Below are 17,468 nucleotides of genomic sequence, written 5' to 3' on the forward strand. Positions count from 1 at the left end.
CCGGCACCCGCCCCCGGCACCCGCCCCCGGCACCCGCCCCCGGCACCCGCCCCCGGGTCGGCGCCCTGCTCCCGCCCCGGCCGGCGCCCGGCACGGCCCCGTCAGGCGCTCTCGGCCCCCGAAACCGCCTGGATCTCCGGCTGCGCGTCCGTCTGGAGCTCGTCCGCGTGCTCACCCGTCACCAGGTACACCACACGCTTGGCGACCGACACCGCGTGGTCGGCGAACCGCTCGTAGTAGCGGCCGAGCAGCGTGACGTCCACGGCCGTCTCGATGCCGTGCTTCCAGCGGTCGTCCATCAGGTGCTGGAAGAGGGTGCGGTGCAGCAGGTCCATCTCGTCGTCGTCCTGCTCCAGCTGGAGCGCCAGGTCGACGTCCTTGGTGACGATCACCTCGGCGGCCTTCGCCATCAGGCGCTGCGCGAGCTGGCCCATCTCCAGGATGGTGGCGTGCAGGTCGCTCGGGACCGCGCGGTCCGGGTAGCGCAGGCGCGCGAGCTTCGCCACGTGCTGGGCGAGGTCGCCCGAGCGCTCCAGGTCGGCCGACATCCGCAGCGACGTGACGACGATGCGCAGGTCCGTCGCCACCGGCTGCTGCCGCGCCAGCAGGGCTATGGCCCGGGCCTCCAGGTCGTGCTGGAGCTCGTCGACCTTCTGGTCGGCCTCGATGACGGCCTCGGCCAGCTTCAGATCGGAGTCGAGCATGGCGGTCGTGGCGCGCCCGATCGCCGACCCGACCAGCCGGGCCATCTCCACCAGACTGTCGCTTATCGAGTCCAGTTCCTCGTGGTACGCGTCCCGCATCAGGCTTTCCCTCTCGTGCGTCTGTGTCGGGGGTTCATCGGGCCGGGGCCCGCCGAACAAGCCGGGGCCCACCGAACAACCGGCGGTACGACCGTCGTATTACCAACGGTCCGAACCCCACGCTCCCACGTTCCGCCCCGTACGCGTCCGTTTCCGTCATCCCAAATGAACCAATACTGGCTCCAAGGTGAACTCTGGGCGACGAGTGTTCGAGCTCGCACCCCGACGGCTGTGGAGGGTGCCCGAGCCATGCCTAACCTGGGTGCATGGACGTGAACGCGGCGGTTGCCGCAGCGGCAGCGATCGCCGGGGTGCTCACCGGTGTCATCGCCGTGCTGGCGTTCCGGTGGAGTGAGCGCGAGCAGAAGCGCCCCACCCGTAGCTCCCTGCACACCGACGCGGTGCTCCCGCCGGGCGTGGACACCGTCCTGTCGGTCCTCAGGTCGTCCGCCGTCGTCCTCGACGAGGCGGACGCCGTGGTCAAGGCCAGCTCGGCGGCGTACGCCCTCGGCCTGGTCCGCGGCGGCAAGCTCGCCGTCGAGCCGATGCTGCAGATGGCCAGGGACACCCGCCGGGACGGCGAGATACGCCAGGTCGAGCTCGATCTGCCACGGCGCGGCACCGGACGCGGAGAGGCCCTGGCCGTCTCCGCGCGGGTCGCGCCGCTCGGCTCCCGGCTGGTGCTGCTGCTCGTGGAGGACCTGACCGAGGCCCGCCGCATCGAGGCGGTCCGGCGCGACTTCGTCGCCAACGTGAGCCACGAGCTGAAGACGCCGGTGGGCGCCCTCTCGCTGCTCTCCGAGGCTGTGATGGACGCGTCCGACGACCCCGAGGCCGTCGAGCGGTTCGCCGGACGCATGCAGATCGAGGCCACCCGGCTGACCAGCCTGGTGCAGGAGCTCATCGACCTCTCACGGGTGCAGAACGACGACCCGCTGGAGGACGCCGAGCCGGTCCGCGTCGACGAGCTCGTCGCCGAGGCCGTCGACCGCTGCCGGCACCAGGCCGGCGCCAAACAGATCACCATGGCCGCGGGCGGGGCCGCAGACCTGCGCGTCTGGGGAAACCGCGGCCAGCTCGCCGCCGCCCTCGGCAACCTCGTCGAGAACGCGGTCAACTACTCGCCCGCCCGCACCCGCGTCGGCATTGCGGCCCGCAGTGTGAACGCGCCCGGCGGGGACCACATCGAGATCGCCGTCACCGACCAGGGCATCGGCATCTCCGACAAGGACAAGGAGCGCATCTTCGAGCGCTTCTACCGCGTCGACCCGGCCCGCTCCCGTGCCACCGGCGGTACGGGACTGGGGCTGGCGATCGTGAAGCACGTGGCCGCCTCGCACGGCGGGGAGGTCGCGGTGTGGAGCGCCGAAGGCCAGGGCTCCACCTTCACCCTGCGGCTGCCGGAGGCCGGTGCGGCCCGCGACCGCGCACATCAGCAGACCGCCCGACACGAGCGCGCAGGAGGCGCGGGCCTCGACGAGGAGGCCGGGCGGTCCACCCCCACATCCCCCGAATCAACCGCGTACGAAACGCTTCCCGCCCCGGAGGTCCTTCCGTGACCCGAGTGCTCGTCGTCGAGGACGAGGAGTCCTTCTCCGACGCCCTGTCGTACATGCTCCGCAAGGAGGGCTTCGAGGTCGCCGTCGCGACCACCGGGCCCGACGGACTCGATGAGTTCGAGCGCAACGGCGCCGACCTCGTCCTCCTCGACCTGATGCTGCCCGGCCTGCCGGGCACCGAGGTGTGCCGCCAGCTGCGTGGCCGTTCCAACGTCCCCGTCATCATGGTGACCGCCAAGGACAGTGAGATCGACAAGGTCGTCGGGCTGGAGATAGGAGCCGACGACTACGTCACCAAGCCGTTCTCCTCGCGCGAGCTGGTCGCGCGCATCCGTGCGGTGCTGCGCCGCCGCGGCGAGCCCGAGGAGGTCACCCCGGCGGCCCTGGAGGCCGGTCCGGTCCGCATGGACGTCGACCGGCACGTGGTCACCGTCGGCGGCACCAAGATCGACCTGCCGCTGAAGGAGTTCGACCTGCTGGAGATGCTGCTGCGCAACGCCGGCCGCGTCCTGACCCGCATGCAGCTCATCGACCGCGTCTGGGGTGCCGACTACGTCGGTGACACCAAGACCCTCGACGTCCACGTCAAGCGGCTGCGCGCCAAGATCGAGCCGGACCCGGGGGCCCCGCGCTACCTGGTGACGGTCCGCGGCCTCGGCTACAAGTTCGAGCCGTAGACCGGCCGCGCACGACGGCAGAACAGAACGAAGGGCGGGACCTCCCCTCGGGGAGGTCCCGCCCTTCGTGCCATTCGTTCCAGGACCGGCTCAGTGGCCGGCGCCCGCGCTCGCCGAGGCCGCGTCGCTCGGCGTGCCGGACGCCTCGTGGCCACCCGGCGTCTCACCGCCCGCGGGGCTCTCCGGCGCGCCCGAGGCACCCTCGGCCGGGGAACCGGACGGCGACCCGGACGGGGACGACGACGCACCCGGCGCGGCCGGGACCTCGGACGGGCCCCACTCCTTGAAGTAGTGCTCGGCGGGGACGACGAACGCGCGCAGGCTCACGGCACCCGTCTTGCTGAAGGTGAAGGTGACCTTCTGGGCGTTGCCGTCCTGCACTGCCTCACGGCTGCTCGGCAGCATCGCCGTGGCGTTGTCCTTGCCGCCCAGGATCAGCGAGCCACCAGGCGGGATGCTGAGGCTGCCGCCCTTGGCGGGCTTGAGCTCGGCGGTCTTGCCGGTGCCGGGGAGAGTGATGGACTCCAGCGTCTCGGCGCTCTTGCCGGAGTTGAACAGGGTCGCGGAGACCGCGGCCGGGCCCGTCGACTCGAGGTCGGGCTGCGTGATGACGATGGCGTTCTGGACCTTGATGTCGCCGACGCTCGTGGCCGCGTTGTCCGGCTGGATCTCCAGGGTCTGAGCGTTGTTGCCGGCGCCGCACGCGGCGAGCGAGGCGATCGAGAACGCGGTGACGACGGCGGCGAGGGCACCGCGTCGAAGGCTGCTGCTCACGGCGGCGGCAACTCCTTGACTCGAGCGGAGCGGCCGGAAAAGCCGCCCTAAGTGTCTGTCAGCGGGCCTTAGGTTACCGAGCCGTCCTGGTCCGGCCGCACCCGACCCCCCGTCACCGGCGATCCCACCTGAGTCACACATGACTCCCGGGTCACATTGACGCGGTGCTCGTCCGGCATTCACATAAGAGCCCCGGGCAGTACCGCTAAGAGCCCCGGGCAGTACCGCAAATGTTCCGTGAAGGAATGCGCGGAGTACCTCGAAATTGATCATCGGCGGCCCGCCGGGGCGGCTGGTGATCAATTCCGGATTCGACCGGAACCCGGCTCGGGCCTCCGAACGGAGTAGCGGAAGTCGATCATACGGAACCGGACATATGGGGATGTTCGGCCTTCTGGGGGATGCTCGGGATGCGTGTAACGTACGCGTTTCGCTCACCCCGGAGAGCCGCTCCCACCTGCGAATACCTTCTTCCACTCCCTGTCCGAAGCACGTTCCTGTTGGAGTTGTCAAGCCCCGAGATATGCCCTGACCTGCGAAAACGCCATTCAGAACCCGCAGTTTCCGTGTTACCCTGGATAGCCACGGAAGGGGTACCTGTCACATGACGTTCAAGGTTGGCGACACCGTGGTCTATCCCCATCACGGGGCCGCGCTGATCGAGGCTATCGAAACTCGCCAGATCAAAGGCGTGGACAAGACCTACTTGGTGCTGAAGGTCGCCCAGGGCGACCTGACGGTACGTGTGCCAGCGGACAATGCGGAGTTCGTCGGCGTGCGTGATGTGGTCGGTCAGGACGGGCTGGACCGGGTCTTCGAGGTGCTGCGCGCGCCGTACGCCGAGGAGCCCACGAACTGGTCCCGTCGATACAAGGCAAACCTGGAGAAGCTCGCCTCGGGCGATGTCATCAAGGTCGCGGAAGTGGTGCGTGACCTGTGGCGTCGTGAGCGTGAGCGTGGACTCTCCGCCGGTGAGAAGCGCATGCTCGCCAAGGCCCGCCAGATCCTGGTGAGCGAGCTGGCCCTCGCGGAGAACACCAACGAGGACAAGGCCGAAGCTCTGCTCGACGAGGTTCTCGCCTCCTGAGGCGAAGCCCGGTCGCTCAGCGCTGTGCTGATCAAGGCTGATGCTGATCAAGGCTGCTGATCAAGCGCGCGCCTGCACATCGAAATGCCGCGGTGCCCGATGACGAATTCCTTGTCGCCGGGCGCTGCGGCATGTTCGTACCCCGATGCCGATGCACCGTCACCCCGGGATGTGTTATCACTCACGCCCCGGTTGTTTGTCTGGCGTGCCGGGCCCGGGCAGCCGGCTCGACCGGCGTCACGGAAGGGTCCGGTCGAGCGCGTCGCGCCCGGCACTCCTCCAGGCCATACCCACGCCAGGCCAGCACACAAACCTGACAGGAACCGATGTCTGACGATTCGCGTCCCTCGCCGCCCGCAGGCCCCTCCACGGCCCGTACGGCGGCCGTGATCCCGGCCGCCGGCCGGGGTGTACGGCTCGGCCCGGGCGCCCCCAAGGCACTCCGCGCGCTGGGCGGCACCCCCATGCTGATCCACGCGGTCCGGGCGATGGCCGCCTCCCGCGCCGTCTCCCTGGTCGTCGTCGTGGCCCCGCCCGACGGCGCCGCCGAGGTCAAGACGCTGCTCGACGCGCACGCGCTGCCCGAGCGGACGGACTTCCTCGTCGTCCCGGGCGGGCGCAGCCGCCAGGAGTCCGTGAAGCTCGGCCTCGACGCCCTCCCGCCCGGCCACGACATCGTCTTGGTCCACGACGCGGCCCGGCCGCTGGTGCCGGTGGACACGGTCGACGCCGTGATCGAGGCCGTACGGGACGGCGCACCGGCCGTGGTGCCGGCGCTGCCGCTGGCCGACACCGTCAAGCAGGTCGAGCCCGCCGGCACCCCCGGCGAGCCGGAGCCGGTCGTCGCCACGCCGGAGCGCTCGCTGCTGCGGGCGGTGCAGACCCCGCAGGGCTTCGACCGGGCCACGCTGGTGCGGGCGCACGAGACGGTGACCGGCGAGGTCACCGACGACGCCGGCATGGTCGAGCAGCTCGGCCTCACCGTCGTGGCCGTCCCCGGACACGAGGAGGCCTTCAAGGTCACCCGCCCCCTGGACCTGGTCCTCGCGGAGGCGGTCCTGGCCCGCAGGAGGCTCAACGATGGCTTCTGACCAGCCTGTTCTGCCCCAGGTCGGCATCGGCACCGACATCCACGCCTTCGAGGAGGGCCGCGAGCTGTGGTGCGCCGGCCTGAAGTGGGAGGACGCGGGCCCGGGCCTGGCCGGACACTCCGACGCGGACGTCGTCGCCCACGCCGCCTGCAACGCCCTCTTCTCCGCCGCGGGTCTCGGCGACCTCGGACAGCACTTCGGCACGGGCCGTCCCGAGTGGTCGGGCGCCTCCGGAGTCACCCTCCTCACCGAGGCCGCGCGCATCGTGCGCGAGGCGGGCTTCCGGATCGGCAACATCGCCGTACAGGTGGTGGGCCCCCGCCCGAAGATCGGCAAGCGCCGGGACGAGGCCCAGAAACTCCTGTCGGAGGCGGCCGGGGCCCCGGTGTCGGTGTCGGGCGCGACGACGGACGGCCTGGGCTTCCCCGGCCGGGAGGAAGGGCTGATGGCGGTGGCCACCGCACTGGTCGTGCGCACCGGCTGAAGACAAGGGCCCGGGGCGTTCCCATTGCCAATGTCACGAATATGTGCGCCCCCGGGGTGAAGGTCCTGATGCACACCCCGGGGCCCACTACCCTGGAGTGGTGACTATTCGCCTGTACGACACCAGCGCCCGGCAGATCCGTGACTTCTCCCCGCTCCAGCCGGGTTGCGTCTCGATCTACCTGTGCGGTGCCACCGTGCAGGCCGCCCCGCACATCGGGCACATCCGTTCCGGGCTGAACTTCGACATCATGCGCCGCTGGTTCGAGTACCGCGGCTACGACGTCACGTTCGTGCGGAACGTGACGGACATCGACGACAAGATCATCTGGAAGGCCGGCGAGCAGGACCGCCCCTGGTGGGCCATCGGCTACGAGAACGAGCGCGCCTTCAACGACGGCTACACCGTGCTCGGTTGCCTGCCGCCCACCTACGAGCCGCGTGCCACCGGCCACATCACCGAGATGGTCGAGATGATGCGCGGCCTCATCGAGCGCGGGCACGCCTACGAGGCCGACGGCAGCGTCTACTTCGACGTCCGCTCCTGGCCCTCCTATCTGGAGCTGTCCCGGCAGGACCTCGACGAGATGCGGCAGCCCGCCGAGGAGGGCATCACCGGCAAGCGCGACCCGCGTGACTTCGCCATGTGGAAGGCGGAGAAGCCCGGGGAACCGAGCTGGGAGACGCCGTTCGGGCGTGGTCGCCCGGGCTGGCACCTGGAGTGCTCGGCGATGGCGCACAAGTACCTCGGGACCGCCTTCGACATCCACGGCGGCGGCCTGGACCTGGTCTTCCCGCACCACGAGAACGAGATCGCGCAGGCCAAGGCCTACGGCGACGAGTTCGCCCGGTACTGGGTGCACAACGCCTGGGTCACCATGAGCGGCGAGAAGATGTCCAAGTCGCTCGGCAACTCGGTCCTGGTCAGCGAGATGGTCAAGCGCTGGCGTCCCATCGTGCTGCGCTACTACCTCGGCACCCCGCACTACCGGTCGATGATCGAGTACAGCGAGGAGGCGTTGCGCGAGGCCGAGTCGGCGTTCGCGCGGATCGAGGGCTTCGTGCAGCGCGTGGTGGAGAAGGCCGGCGTCGTCGAGCCCGCCCCCGAGGTGCCGCTCGCCTTCGCCGAGGCCATGGACGACGACCTGGGTGTGCCGCAGGCGCTCGCCGTGGTGCACACCACGGTCCGGCAGGGCAACAGCGCGCTGGCCGCCGACGACAAGGAAGCTGCCGTGGCCCGGCTCGCCGAGGTCCGCGCGATGCTCGGCGTGCTCGGCCTCGACCCGCTCGACGCGCAGTGGGCCGGTGAGGGCGACCGGGGCGAGGACCTGCACGGCGTGGTCGACACGCTCGTCCGCATGGTCCTCGACCAGCGCGAGGCCGCCCGGGCCCGCAAGGACTGGCCCACCGCGGACGCCATCCGCGACCAGCTCGGCCAGTCCGGCCTGGTCATCGAGGACGGCCCGCAGGGACCGCGCTGGAGCCTCGGTCCGCGCTGAGACGAGCCCCACGGGCTGACCGACTGTGCCGCCCGGGCCTCCGGGCGGCACACTGCATAGACGGAACAGACATACACAGCCGTACGGACGCAGTCGTACGTACGCATCACCTCACGGAGACGAGTAGCTCAATGGCCGCGAACAACCGCCGCATGTCCGGCAAGAAGGGCGCGCAGGTCGGCAGTGGCGGCCAGCGGCGCCGGGGCCTGGAAGGCAAGGGCCCCACCCCGCCCGCCGAGATGCGCAAGGGGCACAAGAAGAACCGCGTCGCCAACGCCAAGGCGAAGCAGGCCGTGCGCCGGCCCACCGTGCGCGGCCGCGGCGGCAAGGGCACGTCCGAGCTGGTCGTCGGGCGCAACCCGGTCCTGGAGGCGCTGCGCGAGGGCGTCCCGGCCTCCACCCTCTACGTCCAGCAGTTCATCGACAACGACGAGCGGGTGCGCGAGGCCCTCCAGGTCGCCGCCGAGCGCGGCGGCATCAACCTCATGGAGGCCCCGCGTCCCGAGCTGGACCGGATGACCAACGGTCTCAACCACCAGGGCCTGGTCCTCCAGGTTCCGCCGTACGAGTACGCCCACCCCGAGGACCTGGCGTCCGCCGCCTACGACGACGGGGTGGACCCGCTGATCGTCGCCCTCGACGGCGTCACCGACCCGCGCAACCTCGGCGCGGTCGTCCGCTCCGTCTCCGCCTTCGGCGGGCACGGCGTGGTCGTCCCCGAGCGCCGCGCGGCCGGCATGACGGCCGGTGCCTGGAAGACGTCCGCCGGTACGGCGGCCCGCACCCCGGTCGCCCGCGCCACCAACCTCACCCGGGCGCTCGAGGCCTACAAGAAGGCCGGCATCACGGTCGTCGGCCTGGCCGCCGACGGCGAGTCCGAGGTCGGCGAGCTTCCGGCGCTGGACGGCCCCGTCGTCATCGTCGTCGGCAGCGAGGGCAAGGGGCTGTCCCGGCTGGTCGGGGAGACCTGCGACCACCGGGTGCGGATCCCGATGCCGGGTGGCGCCGAGTCGCTCAACGCCGGTGTGGCGGCGGGGATCGTGCTGTACGAGGCGGCTCGCCGACGCAGCTGAACAGGCGTCCGGAACTTCACCCGTACGGGGTAATTCCGGTGTCATCGGGGCGAGGAGGACAAGCTTGACGGGGTCCGGACAGATCCGGCGGGTCAAAGCAGTGTCCTAACGCGACGTCACTCGGTTAGATGAGTGTGGACACCAGAACACCCCGCACACCCACGGGGGACCGCTCGTCGGGACTCGACGACGCTCCCGCGCTGAGCATGGTGAAGGTGCCGAGCGACCCGGCGCAGGTCATCGTCAATCACGCGAGTTTCCGCGTGCAGTTGGGCGTATCGACGCGTCGCGTCCAGTCCCCCCGGGTCGCACGGCATCTGACCGCCACCGAGGACACCGCCCGCATCCCCCAGGCGGGGGGCGAGGCGGACGGGGCCACCGCCCGCCGCCGGCCCGTCGTCTGGAGCGGCAGATCCGCCCCCGACGACACCGGCGCGCACCGGCTCCTGCAGGCCGTGCGGCACGAGAGCGTCCGCCACGCCGAGGAGTCCGCCTCCGACACCGGAGCCACCCAGGTCATCTCCCGCGTGGGACCGGGCTACGACCGCCCGGGCTACCCGGGCGCGGGCTACGGCGGCGACGGTTACGGTGGCGACGGCTACGGGGAGGACCTCGCCCAGACCGTCGAGACCCCGGTCGTCGGCCCCCAGCGCACTCACGAGTCCGCCGACGGCACCCGGCTGCTGCCGCCCATGCGTACCGTCGGCAGTGCCTACGACGAACCGGCCTACGCGGACGGTGAGTTCGAGGACTCCGCCACCGACGCGGACGACGCCGGCCGCCGGGCCAAGCGGCACGGCGACGACCCGGCCCGGCACGCCTACTACCCGGGCCGCCGGATGAACCTCGGCGTCGTCCTGCTCCCGCTGCGCGTCTTCCTCGGCTTCATCTCGATCTACGCCGGCATGGGCAAGCTGTGCGACCCCGTCTACTTCGAAGGCGGCAAGCGCGGCTCCATGGTCAAGTGGCTCAACACGCTGCATCCGTGGGAAGTCGCCGAGCCGCTGCGCCAGTTCGCCCTCGAGCATCCGGTCGGCGCCGGTCTGGTCATCGCCTTCGCGCAGGTCATCGTCGGCGTCCTGACGGTGCTGGGCTGCTGGCAGCGCGTCGCCGCCTGTCTGGGCGCCTTGCTGTCGGCCGCGCTGCTGGTCACGGTCAGCTGGAAGAGCGTCCCCGCCTACGAGACCCCCGACATCATCTACCTCGCCGCCTGGTCGCCGCTGATCATCGCCGGCGCCCCCGTCTACTCCGTCGACGGCCGCCTCGCCGGCAGCGCCTGGCGCCGGCTCGGCCCCCGCGCCGACATCTGGGACCTGCGCCGCTACGTGCTGCGCCGCGGCGCCCTCGTCACCGCCATCGCCACCGGCATCACTCTGCTCGTCGGCTCGCTGCTCGGCGGCGCCGTCCGCGACGCCGACCGGGTCGTCGTCCCGGGCCCCGGCGAGGCCCCGCGCAACGAGCTCCCCGGCTCCCCGCTCCCGGGCGAGCCCGGCAAGCGACAGGAGAAGCGGACCCCGTCGGCCTCCTCCTCGCCCACGCAGGGCGCCACGGCCGGCTCGGCGAGCCCCAGCGCGGGCACCACGACCAGGCCGGGCGCCACGCGCGACACCGGCACGGTCACCGGTGGCTCCCCGAGCCAGACCCAGGGCACCGCGGGCCAGGCCCCGCCCCAGCAGTCCACCCCGGAGAACCAGGCGCCGAGCACCACGACCGGCCCCACCTCCGGCGGCACGGCGACGGGCGGCTCGGGCTCGACGGGCGGCTCGGGCACCGGAGGCTCGTCCTCCACGGGCCGCCCGGGCTTGGTGGGCGGCCTCCTGGGCTAGCCCCGACCAGCACACCAGAAGGCCCCGCACCGAAAGGTGCGGGGCCTTTCCACAGCAGCGGCCGGCCGCCCCTCAGCGACGCGGTGAACACCTCTCGACGCCCGGGAGCCAGACGCCCTTCACGGGCGCGGTGAGCACTTCTCGACGCCTGGGGGCCAGACGTCCTTCAGGGGCGGGGGGAACTGCGCGAGCAACCACGACGGGCCCGCGGTCGCACGCGATGCCGAGGGCACTTCTCGACGCCGGGGGGCCAGACGCCCTTCAGGGGCGCGGGGAACTGCGCGCGAGCAACCACAACGAACCCGCAGCCGAAGCACACCGCACACCGCACCCGGCTAACGCCCCAACGCCGCCAGTTCCTTCGCCGCCTCCGTCAGATCCTTCGCCGTGTCGATGGCCCGCCAGTACGACCCCTGGGGAATCGTGAACCCGGCCAGCCGCCGCTCACGGGCCAGATGGGGAAACGTCGTCCGCTCATGGTCGCCCCGGTGCGGCAACAGCCCGGCGAACTCGGGGGAGAAGACGTACACGCCGGCGTTGATCTCGAACGTCGACGGCGGCGCCTCGATGAAGTCGGTGATACGCCCGAACCCGTCGGTCTGCACCGCCCCCCACGGCAGCCTGGGCCGCGCCAGCGCCAGCGTCGCGACGGCATCGCGCTCGGCATGGAAATCGGCCATGTCCCGCAGCGAGAACCGCGTCCAGATGTCCCCGTTGGTCGCGTACCAGGGCTGGTCGGGGTGAGGGAGATGCGCCGCGGCGTACTTGAGCCCGCCGCCGCGTCCGAGCGGCTCGGGCTCGACGACCGTCGTGACGGAGACGGGCAACTCGGCCGTCTGCAGCCACTTCTGCAGCACCTCGGCGAGATGGCCGCAGGAGACCACGACGTCCGTCACGCCCTCGTCGGCGAGCCAGGACAGCTGATGGCCGATGATCGGCGTCCCCGTCCCGGGGATCTCGACCATCGGCTTGGGCCGGTCGTCGGTGTACGGACGCAGCCGGGAGCCCTGGCCACCGGCCAGAACGACGGCTTGAACGGGGCGGGACGCAGCGCTCGGATCGCTCATGGACACGAACTGTACGTGGCGTCCCGCCCGGGACAGCGGCCGACGACGGATCTCACGTCAGCCGTAATGGACTTCCCACCCGTCGGCAGGGCGGTGCGCTCAGCTGTGCGCGGCGGCGACGCCGGTGGCGAAGGCGGTGTCGCAGACCGGGCGCGCGTAGGACTGGGCGCGGGTGGGGCCGTAGACGCGGACGGCGGCCTGGCCGAGGGCGCGCGCGATGGACGCGCAGTGCTTCGCCAGCGACGGGCGGCCGTTGACGGCCTGCTGGAGGTGGGTGAGGGCGACGCCCGGGTCCTCCTCCTGCAGTTCGGTCAGCAGCTTGTCGCGCAGGATGTCCTGGGGGGCGCGCTTGGCGACCCGTGGGGAACTCAGGGAGGTGTCCGCGGCGGTGAGCACCGGGTCGGTGGAGTTCCCCGACCAGTTGACTCGGGTGACCGCGAGGGTCCCGGAGAGCACCAGGACGACGGGCAGGACGAATGCGAGGGTGCGGCCGATCCGGCGGGCGGGGCCCCGGCCGCGTCGCGTCTGTTGGTTCATGGAGTGCTTCACGCGTGTGAGGGTAGCGCCCGGTAATGGTTTGTAGACATTTAGTCACCGGTTCGGGGGATGAGAGAGTGCCACTTTCCGGGTAAGGGGTTGACGCACACAGCTCGAAACGTCCGGTCTGCCGGGGTATTTGTCGACAACGACGAGGGCCCCGCAGCACGCTGCGGGGCCCTCGTCGTCAACCTCGGTGATTCACCCGGGGTTGTGCGTTTTCTGGTTGATCAGTCGGACAGGCGCGCACCGGTCGACGTCGAGAAGACGTGGGTCTCGCCGGAGCGGGGCACGACGTGCAGCTGGCTGCCCTTCTCCGGGACGTCACGGCCGCTGACGCGGACGACGAGGTCCTTGGAGTCGTCGCCGACCTTGGCGGTGCCGTAGACGTACGCGTCGGCGCCGAGCTCCTCGACGACGTTCACCGTGACCGCGAGGCCCAGCTCGGCGTCCGCGCCGGCCACCTCGAAGTGCTCGGGGCGGACGCCGACGGTGACGGTCTTGTCGGTGGCGGCGGCGATCGCGTCGCGCTGCACCGGTACGACCGACTTGCCGAACTTCACGCCGCCGTCGGTGATCGGCACCTCGACGAGGTTCATCGCCGGGGAGCCGATGAAGCCGGCCACGAAGAGGTTGGCGGGCTTGTCGTACATGTTGCGCGGGGTGTCGATCTGCTGGAGCAGACCGTCCTTGAGGACCGCCACGCGGTCGCCCATCGTCATGGCCTCGACCTGGTCGTGGGTGACGTAGACGGTGGTGATGCCCAGGCGGCGCTGGAGCGAGGCGATCTGCGTACGCGTGGACACACGGAGCTTGGCGTCCAGGTTGGACAGCGGCTCGTCCATGAGGAACACCTGGGGTTCACGCACGATGGCGCGGCCCATGGCGACACGCTGGCGCTGACCGCCGGAGAGCGCCTTCGGCTTGCGGTCCAGGTAGTCGGTGAGGTCGAGGATCTTCGCGGCCTCCTCGACCTTCTGCCGGATCTCCGCCTTGTTGACGCCGGCGATCTTGAGCGCGAAGCCCATGTTGTCGGCGACGGTCATGTGCGGGTAGAGCGCGTAGTTCTGGAACACCATGGCGATGTCCCGGTCCTTGGGCGGCAGGTGCGTGACGTCGCGGTCACCGATGCGGATGGCGCCGCCGTTGACGTCCTCGAGCCCCGCGAGCATGCGGAGCGAGGTGGACTTTCCGCAGCCGGAAGGGCCGACGAGGACGAGGAACTCGCCGTCCTCGATGTCGATCTCCAGCGCGTCGACGGCGGGCTTGGTGGAACCCGGGTAGATCCGGGTCGCCTTGTCGAACGAGACAGTGGCCATGGTGAATGAACCCCTTCTACCGGCAGGAACGTGCCGGACGATCCGAGTAGGAAGGCGGTGCCACGACGGGTGTTCCGTTGTGGTGTAGTCCACGCGTGTGAACTGGCTCAGGACGGTACCTGGCGTTCACACGTCTGTCAGTAGTTCCGGGCCTGTGAACTTCGCGGAAATTTTCGAAGCGGCACGTCACGGCTGCATGGCACGCTGCGACGGCCGTGGCCTACGGCAACGGAACTTCGTGGCTCGGCGTAACGGGCTCTGTGTACAGTGGAGCCGCCCTCCCGCGCGGCAACGCGCCACACGGCACCCGCCTCCTTAGCTCAGCTGGCCAGAGCAACGCACTTGTAATGCGTAGGTCGTCGGTTCGAATCCGACAGGGGGCTCTGCTGAAACCCCAGGTCGGAAGTGGTCCGACCTGGGGTTTTGTCGTCAGCGGATGCGGCGACGGCGCCGGGCGCGGGCCGCGCGGGTGTCGGCGGTCTCAGTTCTGGTCTCAGTGGGGCCCGGATCCGTGGGGGCGGCGGGCGCGGGCACGAAGAACTCGCCCATGCGCCGCATGGCGTCCTTGGACAGGTGTGACCGGCCCTTCACGTACCGCCGGGTCTGGCTGATCTGGGTGTGGCGGAGGATCTCCATGATCGTGGGCATGTCCACGCCCAGCTCGTTGAGGATGGTGCCGGCGGTGTGGCGGCTCCCGTCGTAGAGGCGGCGGTCATCGATCCCGGCCTCCTTGAGCAGCTCCTTGAATTCCTCGTACTCGGCGCGCGGGTCGAACGGGCGTCCGTCCGGCCGTGAGAACACGACGTCGTGCTCCTGCCACAGCTCGCCGGCGGCGGCCCGCAGCTCCTCTTGCTCGGCCTTGTGCTCGTGCAGGAACGGAATGAAGACGGGCGGGATCGGGACGGCGTTCCGGCTCTTCTTGGTCTTGGGGCGGGTGAAGACGAGACCCCCCCTTTGGCTGCGGGCAGGCGCTCGCGTGCCTCGTGCATGCCTTGGGGCACGGCTTCGGGCAGCCGCGCTTGTAGCTCTTGTGCCGGGCGCATCCGGCGGGGCACGGCACGAAGCGGTGCAGGCGTGCGGGTCGGCGCAGCCGTGCCGCCACGTGAGGCGCTGCAGCTGCCACTCGGGACGGAACAGCTCCGCCTCCAGGTCGACGTACGACCAGCGCAGGCCGAGCGTCTCACCCTGCCGGAACCCCATGCCGACACCGACGATCCACCGCATGAACGTGGGCCGCTTCGACGCGGCCTCCAGGAAGGCCTTGGTCTCCTCCTTGGTGAAGGGATTGGCCTCGATCTCGTCGATGCTCGGCGGGTCCACGAGCGTGGCCACGTTCTCGCCGATGATGCGGCGCCGGTGGGCGATCTTCAGGGCCCGGGACAGGATGCGGTGCACCTTCACGACGTGCGAGGGAGCGTGGCCGGCGTCGAGCATGGCCCGGTACATCCGCTCCAGGTGCTCGGGCTGCAACTTGTCGATGCGGTGCTGACCGACGCCGGGGACGATGTCGTTCCGGGTCTTCGACCAGTAGTCATCGAGCGAGCGCGGCTTGAGCTTCAGGCTCGCGATGTCGGTGAGGTAGGTCTCCATCCACTGCGCGACGGTGGGCTTCCGCCCCGCGGTGGTCGCGCGGCCCTGGTCGCGCAGCCGCTCCAGCTCCCGGACCTTGCGGCGTACCTCGGCCTTGGTCTTGGCGCGGCGGTGCCGGCGGTCGGGGCTGCGGCGTTCTTCACGCCCATCGTGACGCGTCCGTGCCACCAACCGTCCGCACCGAAGTAGATGGTCGATTCCATGTTGGGCTTGCGGGGGCTCATGTGCTCCTCCATGCGGGAGGCGCCCCGAGCAGAGTGCTCGGGGCGCCTCAGGGCGTGCTGGGGTCAGTTGGGCAGAGGGGCGAGGTTCGCCACGTACTCCTCGAGGTCCGTTCGCCGGATCCTGCGAGTGCGGCCCAACTTGATGTACTTCAGGGCGCCTTCGGCCATCAGCTCGTAGACGGTGGATCGGCCGATGGCGAGCGCTTCCGCAGCTTCCTCGGGCTTGTACAGGAGTCGGTCGACGGGGGCGGCGGTCGCCGTGGTCATCCGGGGTGCCTCCTAGGCGGGAGGGTCTTGGGCGCTCTCAGGTCTCGTGTCTGTCCGAAGTGCGGATTTCTGCGTCATTGCGTCATCAGCGTCATCCGGGCTTCTAACCTGCGGCTTTGTGTGACGCAGTGGAGTGAGGGTGCATCGCTGGGGCGTCATGGGCCGCGTCATCGGGTGACGCAGATGACGCAGGATGACGCAGACGCTGCCATCAGCGTCATGCCTCCAGTCGCAGGTCAGGGGCGGTTTCTCGGCCCGCGTGACGCAGATGACGCAGGGTTCCTCCCCTTGGGACAAGAGAGAGGGGCGGTGTCTGTTGTGGTGCCGGTGCCGCTTCAAGCGTGAAGAGCGAGCCGCTGCGCGGCGCGAATATCGCAGGGCGGCAGTCGCCGAACCGCAAGAAGAGCACGCCAGGCCGGTGGTGCTCTTCTTGCTTGTCCGGGGACCGTACGGGGGCACAGGGCGGGCTCAGAACATCCGCTTCTCCTCGTGTGGCGGCGGCGCCTGCAGGTGGGTCATTTCGAGGTAGCGGGCCCTCGCTGGTGCGGCCCGACTCGATCAGGACGCCGCGAGCGGCAAGCGTGGGTTGGAGGCGCTTGAGCCGGTCGGAGAGGACCTTGCCCGTGGTCGGCCACCCCTTGGGCAGCGCACGCAGTTCGTCGCCGCTGTAGAGGCGACTGAGACAGTGCAGCCACTCGGTAGAGGTCATGCGCTGCTCCCCGCCCGGTTCGATGGTTTCGGCGTGCTTGAGGACGGTCTGCGCGAGCAGGTCGCCCTCGATCACGTCGTCGTTGAGGTCGTCGAGGCTGCGCCGGTAGGCGGCGAGGGCTCCCAGGCCGGTCGCGGCGTCGAGCTGCGCGCACAGGTGCGCGAAGTCCGCCATCCGCAGATCGGTGGGGGTCTCTGCCTCAGCCGCACGGACCTTGACCGTGAGGTCGAGCAGGGATCCGAGAATGGCCGGCAGGGCCTCGGCGTACTCCGCCCACAGCTCCGCCTCTGTGCGCCGCACGCGTGGGCGTTCTAGGCGCAGGGGCAGGAGGCGTTCGGCGAGGTCGGGGCGGATGACGCCGACGTCGATGCCGGTCAGCAGCATGGGGCGGCGGTAGCGGGCGCGGACCACGTCCCCGTCGGTGTACAGGGCGCGTTTGACGTTCTCGGCGCCGGTGACGATGCAGCACATCGCGTCCGACAGGTCCGGGGTCATGTGGGAGAGGTTGTCCAAGGCGGTGACCCATCCCGCGGCCACAGCTGCGATCAGGTTCTCCTCGTCCTTGGGGGCGCGGCGCAGGTCGCCGCTCATGCCCTCGATGATCCGCACGAGCATCCGCCCGCCGGTGGACTTGCCGGCGCCCTGTGGACCGGTCAGGAACGGCGCGGGCACACGACACGGTGCTCTACAACTCGATCTACCGCGCTGATGACGAGATGTTGGCCAACACACACGTGTACGGGATCGGCGCCTACATGGCGCCCGTGTTCCACCTGCGGCGGCTCCCAGGAGGCGGCCTGTTCGACACCTTCGCCAATAGCGTTCAGCAGACCTGGGAAGGCGCCAGGGCAGTAACCAAACGCGACATCACGGGAGTCTGAGC

General features: G+C 70.4%; 14 protein-coding genes, 1 tRNA gene and 3 pseudogenes. 10 read left to right on the forward strand and 8 right to left on the reverse strand.

The annotated features are described in order from the left end of the window. Positions 1-101: 101 nt before the first annotated feature. The gene (phoU, locus tag IE153_RS19505) at positions 102-803 is read right to left on the reverse strand and encodes a phosphate signaling complex protein PhoU (protein ID WP_189590979.1); all 702 of its coding nucleotides are present in this window, start codon (positions 801-803) and stop codon (positions 102-104) included. A gap of 266 nt (positions 804-1,069) precedes the next feature. On the opposite strand from phoU, the gene phoR reads away from it, so the two are divergent. Both phoR and phoP read left to right on the forward strand, forming a co-directional pair. Beyond that, positions 1,070-2,362, forward strand: a complete 1,293-nt coding sequence (gene phoR, locus IE153_RS19510; protein ID WP_189590981.1) for a two-component system sensor histidine kinase PhoR — start codon at positions 1,070-1,072, stop codon at positions 2,360-2,362. 5 nt (positions 2,363-2,367) lie between these two features. Then, complete coding sequence (gene phoP, locus IE153_RS19515) at positions 2,368-3,039, forward strand: two-component system response regulator PhoP (RefSeq protein WP_020271862.1); 672 nt, start codon at positions 2,368-2,370, stop codon at positions 3,037-3,039. A 90-nt stretch (positions 3,040-3,129) separates the two neighbouring features. Here the strand turns inward: phoP and IE153_RS19520 are convergent, their stop codons facing one another. After that, a complete protein-coding gene (locus tag IE153_RS19520; RefSeq protein ID WP_189590983.1) occupies positions 3,130-3,813 on the reverse strand; it encodes a copper chaperone PCu(A)C domain-containing protein in 684 nt (227 codons plus the stop codon). 604 nt (positions 3,814-4,417) lie between these two features. Between IE153_RS19520 and IE153_RS19525 the strand changes: the two genes are divergently transcribed. From IE153_RS19525 to IE153_RS19550, 6 genes are all read left to right on the forward strand, one after another. After that, positions 4,418-4,900 carry a CarD family transcriptional regulator gene (locus tag IE153_RS19525; protein WP_003953493.1) on the forward strand — a complete coding sequence of 161 codons (483 nt, stop codon included), beginning with the start codon at positions 4,418-4,420 and terminating at the stop codon, positions 4,898-4,900. Positions 4,901-5,226: 326 nt separating this feature from the next. After that, the gene (ispD, locus tag IE153_RS19530; RefSeq protein ID WP_189590985.1) at positions 5,227-5,991 is read left to right on the forward strand and encodes a 2-C-methyl-D-erythritol 4-phosphate cytidylyltransferase; all 765 of its coding nucleotides are present in this window, start codon (positions 5,227-5,229) and stop codon (positions 5,989-5,991) included. Beyond that, entirely contained in the window at positions 5,981-6,475 is a 495-nt protein-coding gene (ispF, locus tag IE153_RS19535) for a 2-C-methyl-D-erythritol 2,4-cyclodiphosphate synthase (RefSeq protein ID WP_097217387.1), read from the forward strand. Before ispD ends, ispF begins: the two co-directional genes overlap by 11 nt. A gap of 100 nt (positions 6,476-6,575) precedes the next feature. Next, complete coding sequence (gene cysS, locus IE153_RS19540) at positions 6,576-7,973, forward strand: cysteine--tRNA ligase (RefSeq protein WP_189590987.1); 1,398 nt, start codon at positions 6,576-6,578, stop codon at positions 7,971-7,973. 131 nt (positions 7,974-8,104) lie between these two features. Next, entirely contained in the window at positions 8,105-9,046 is a 942-nt protein-coding gene (gene rlmB / locus IE153_RS19545; RefSeq protein ID WP_185007148.1) for a 23S rRNA (guanosine(2251)-2'-O)-methyltransferase RlmB, read from the forward strand. Positions 9,047-9,174: 128 nt separating this feature from the next. After that, positions 9,175-10,872 carry a DoxX family protein gene (locus IE153_RS19550; RefSeq protein ID WP_189590989.1) on the forward strand — a complete coding sequence of 566 codons (1,698 nt, stop codon included), beginning with the start codon at positions 9,175-9,177 and terminating at the stop codon, positions 10,870-10,872. A gap of 335 nt (positions 10,873-11,207) precedes the next feature. Here the strand turns inward: IE153_RS19550 and IE153_RS19555 are convergent, their stop codons facing one another. The 3 genes from IE153_RS19555 to IE153_RS19565 all read right to left on the reverse strand — a co-directional run bounded on the left by IE153_RS19555 (position 11,208) and on the right by IE153_RS19565 (position 13,795). Then, positions 11,208-11,939, reverse strand: a complete 732-nt coding sequence (locus IE153_RS19555) for a nucleotidyltransferase family protein (protein ID WP_189590990.1) — start codon at positions 11,937-11,939, stop codon at positions 11,208-11,210. Between the two features lie 99 nt (positions 11,940-12,038). Next, positions 12,039-12,488: a hypothetical protein gene (locus IE153_RS19560; protein ID WP_189590991.1), complete on the reverse strand. Its 450-nt coding sequence runs from the start codon at positions 12,486-12,488 to the stop codon at positions 12,039-12,041. A gap of 218 nt (positions 12,489-12,706) precedes the next feature. After that, positions 12,707-13,795, reverse strand: coding sequence for an ABC transporter ATP-binding protein (locus tag IE153_RS19565; RefSeq protein WP_031105478.1), 1,089 nt, complete (start codon positions 13,793-13,795; stop codon positions 12,707-12,709). 309 nt (positions 13,796-14,104) lie between these two features. Here IE153_RS19565 and IE153_RS19570 point away from each other — a divergent pair. Further along, a tRNA-Thr gene (locus tag IE153_RS19570) sits at positions 14,105-14,178 on the forward strand. A gap of 46 nt (positions 14,179-14,224) precedes the next feature. Here the strand turns inward: IE153_RS19570 and IE153_RS19575 are convergent. The 3 genes and pseudogenes from IE153_RS19575 to IE153_RS19585 form a co-directional block, all read right to left on the reverse strand. Next, positions 14,225-15,609, reverse strand: a pseudogene (locus tag IE153_RS19575) (tyrosine-type recombinase/integrase). A 63-nt stretch (positions 15,610-15,672) separates the two neighbouring features. Further along, a complete protein-coding gene (locus IE153_RS19580; RefSeq protein ID WP_189590993.1) occupies positions 15,673-15,876 on the reverse strand; it encodes a helix-turn-helix domain-containing protein in 204 nt (67 codons plus the stop codon). Between the two features lie 468 nt (positions 15,877-16,344). Next, positions 16,345-17,257, reverse strand: a pseudogene (locus IE153_RS19585) (AICE element replication initiation protein); the annotation flags it as partial. On the opposite strand from IE153_RS19585, the pseudogene IE153_RS19590 reads away from it, so the two are divergent. Continuing rightward, positions 17,251-17,466: pseudogene (locus IE153_RS19590) on the forward strand (XRE family transcriptional regulator); the annotation flags it as partial. The pseudogenes IE153_RS19585 and IE153_RS19590 overlap by 7 nt on opposite strands. Between the last annotated feature and the right edge of the window lie 2 nt (positions 17,467-17,468).

It is taken from the genome of Streptomyces massasporeus, from assembly GCF_014648995.1.
Taxonomy (GTDB): Bacteria; Actinomycetota; Actinomycetes; order Streptomycetales; family Streptomycetaceae; genus Streptomyces; species Streptomyces massasporeus.

Coding starts and splice junctions, on each gene's coding strand:
- IE153_RS19580 (WP_189590993.1), bottom strand. CDS start 15,876: ATGACCACGGCGACCGCCGCCCCCGTCGACCGACTCCTGTACAAGCCC.
- IE153_RS19565 (WP_031105478.1), bottom strand. CDS start 13,795: ATGGCCACTGTCTCGTTCGACAAGGCGACCCGGATCTACCCGGGTTCC.
- ispD (WP_189590985.1), top strand. CDS start 5,227: ATGTCTGACGATTCGCGTCCCTCGCCGCCCGCAGGCCCCTCCACGGCC.
- IE153_RS19555 (WP_189590990.1), bottom strand. CDS start 11,939: ATGAGCGATCCGAGCGCTGCGTCCCGCCCCGTTCAAGCCGTCGTTCTG.
- rlmB (WP_185007148.1), top strand. CDS start 8,105: ATGGCCGCGAACAACCGCCGCATGTCCGGCAAGAAGGGCGCGCAGGTC.
- IE153_RS19550 (WP_189590989.1), top strand. CDS start 9,175: ATGAGTGTGGACACCAGAACACCCCGCACACCCACGGGGGACCGCTCG.
- ispF (WP_097217387.1), top strand. CDS start 5,981: ATGGCTTCTGACCAGCCTGTTCTGCCCCAGGTCGGCATCGGCACCGAC.
- phoU (WP_189590979.1), bottom strand. CDS start 803: ATGCGGGACGCGTACCACGAGGAACTGGACTCGATAAGCGACAGTCTG.
- IE153_RS19525 (WP_003953493.1), top strand. CDS start 4,418: ATGACGTTCAAGGTTGGCGACACCGTGGTCTATCCCCATCACGGGGCC.
- phoR (WP_189590981.1), top strand. CDS start 1,070: ATGGACGTGAACGCGGCGGTTGCCGCAGCGGCAGCGATCGCCGGGGTG.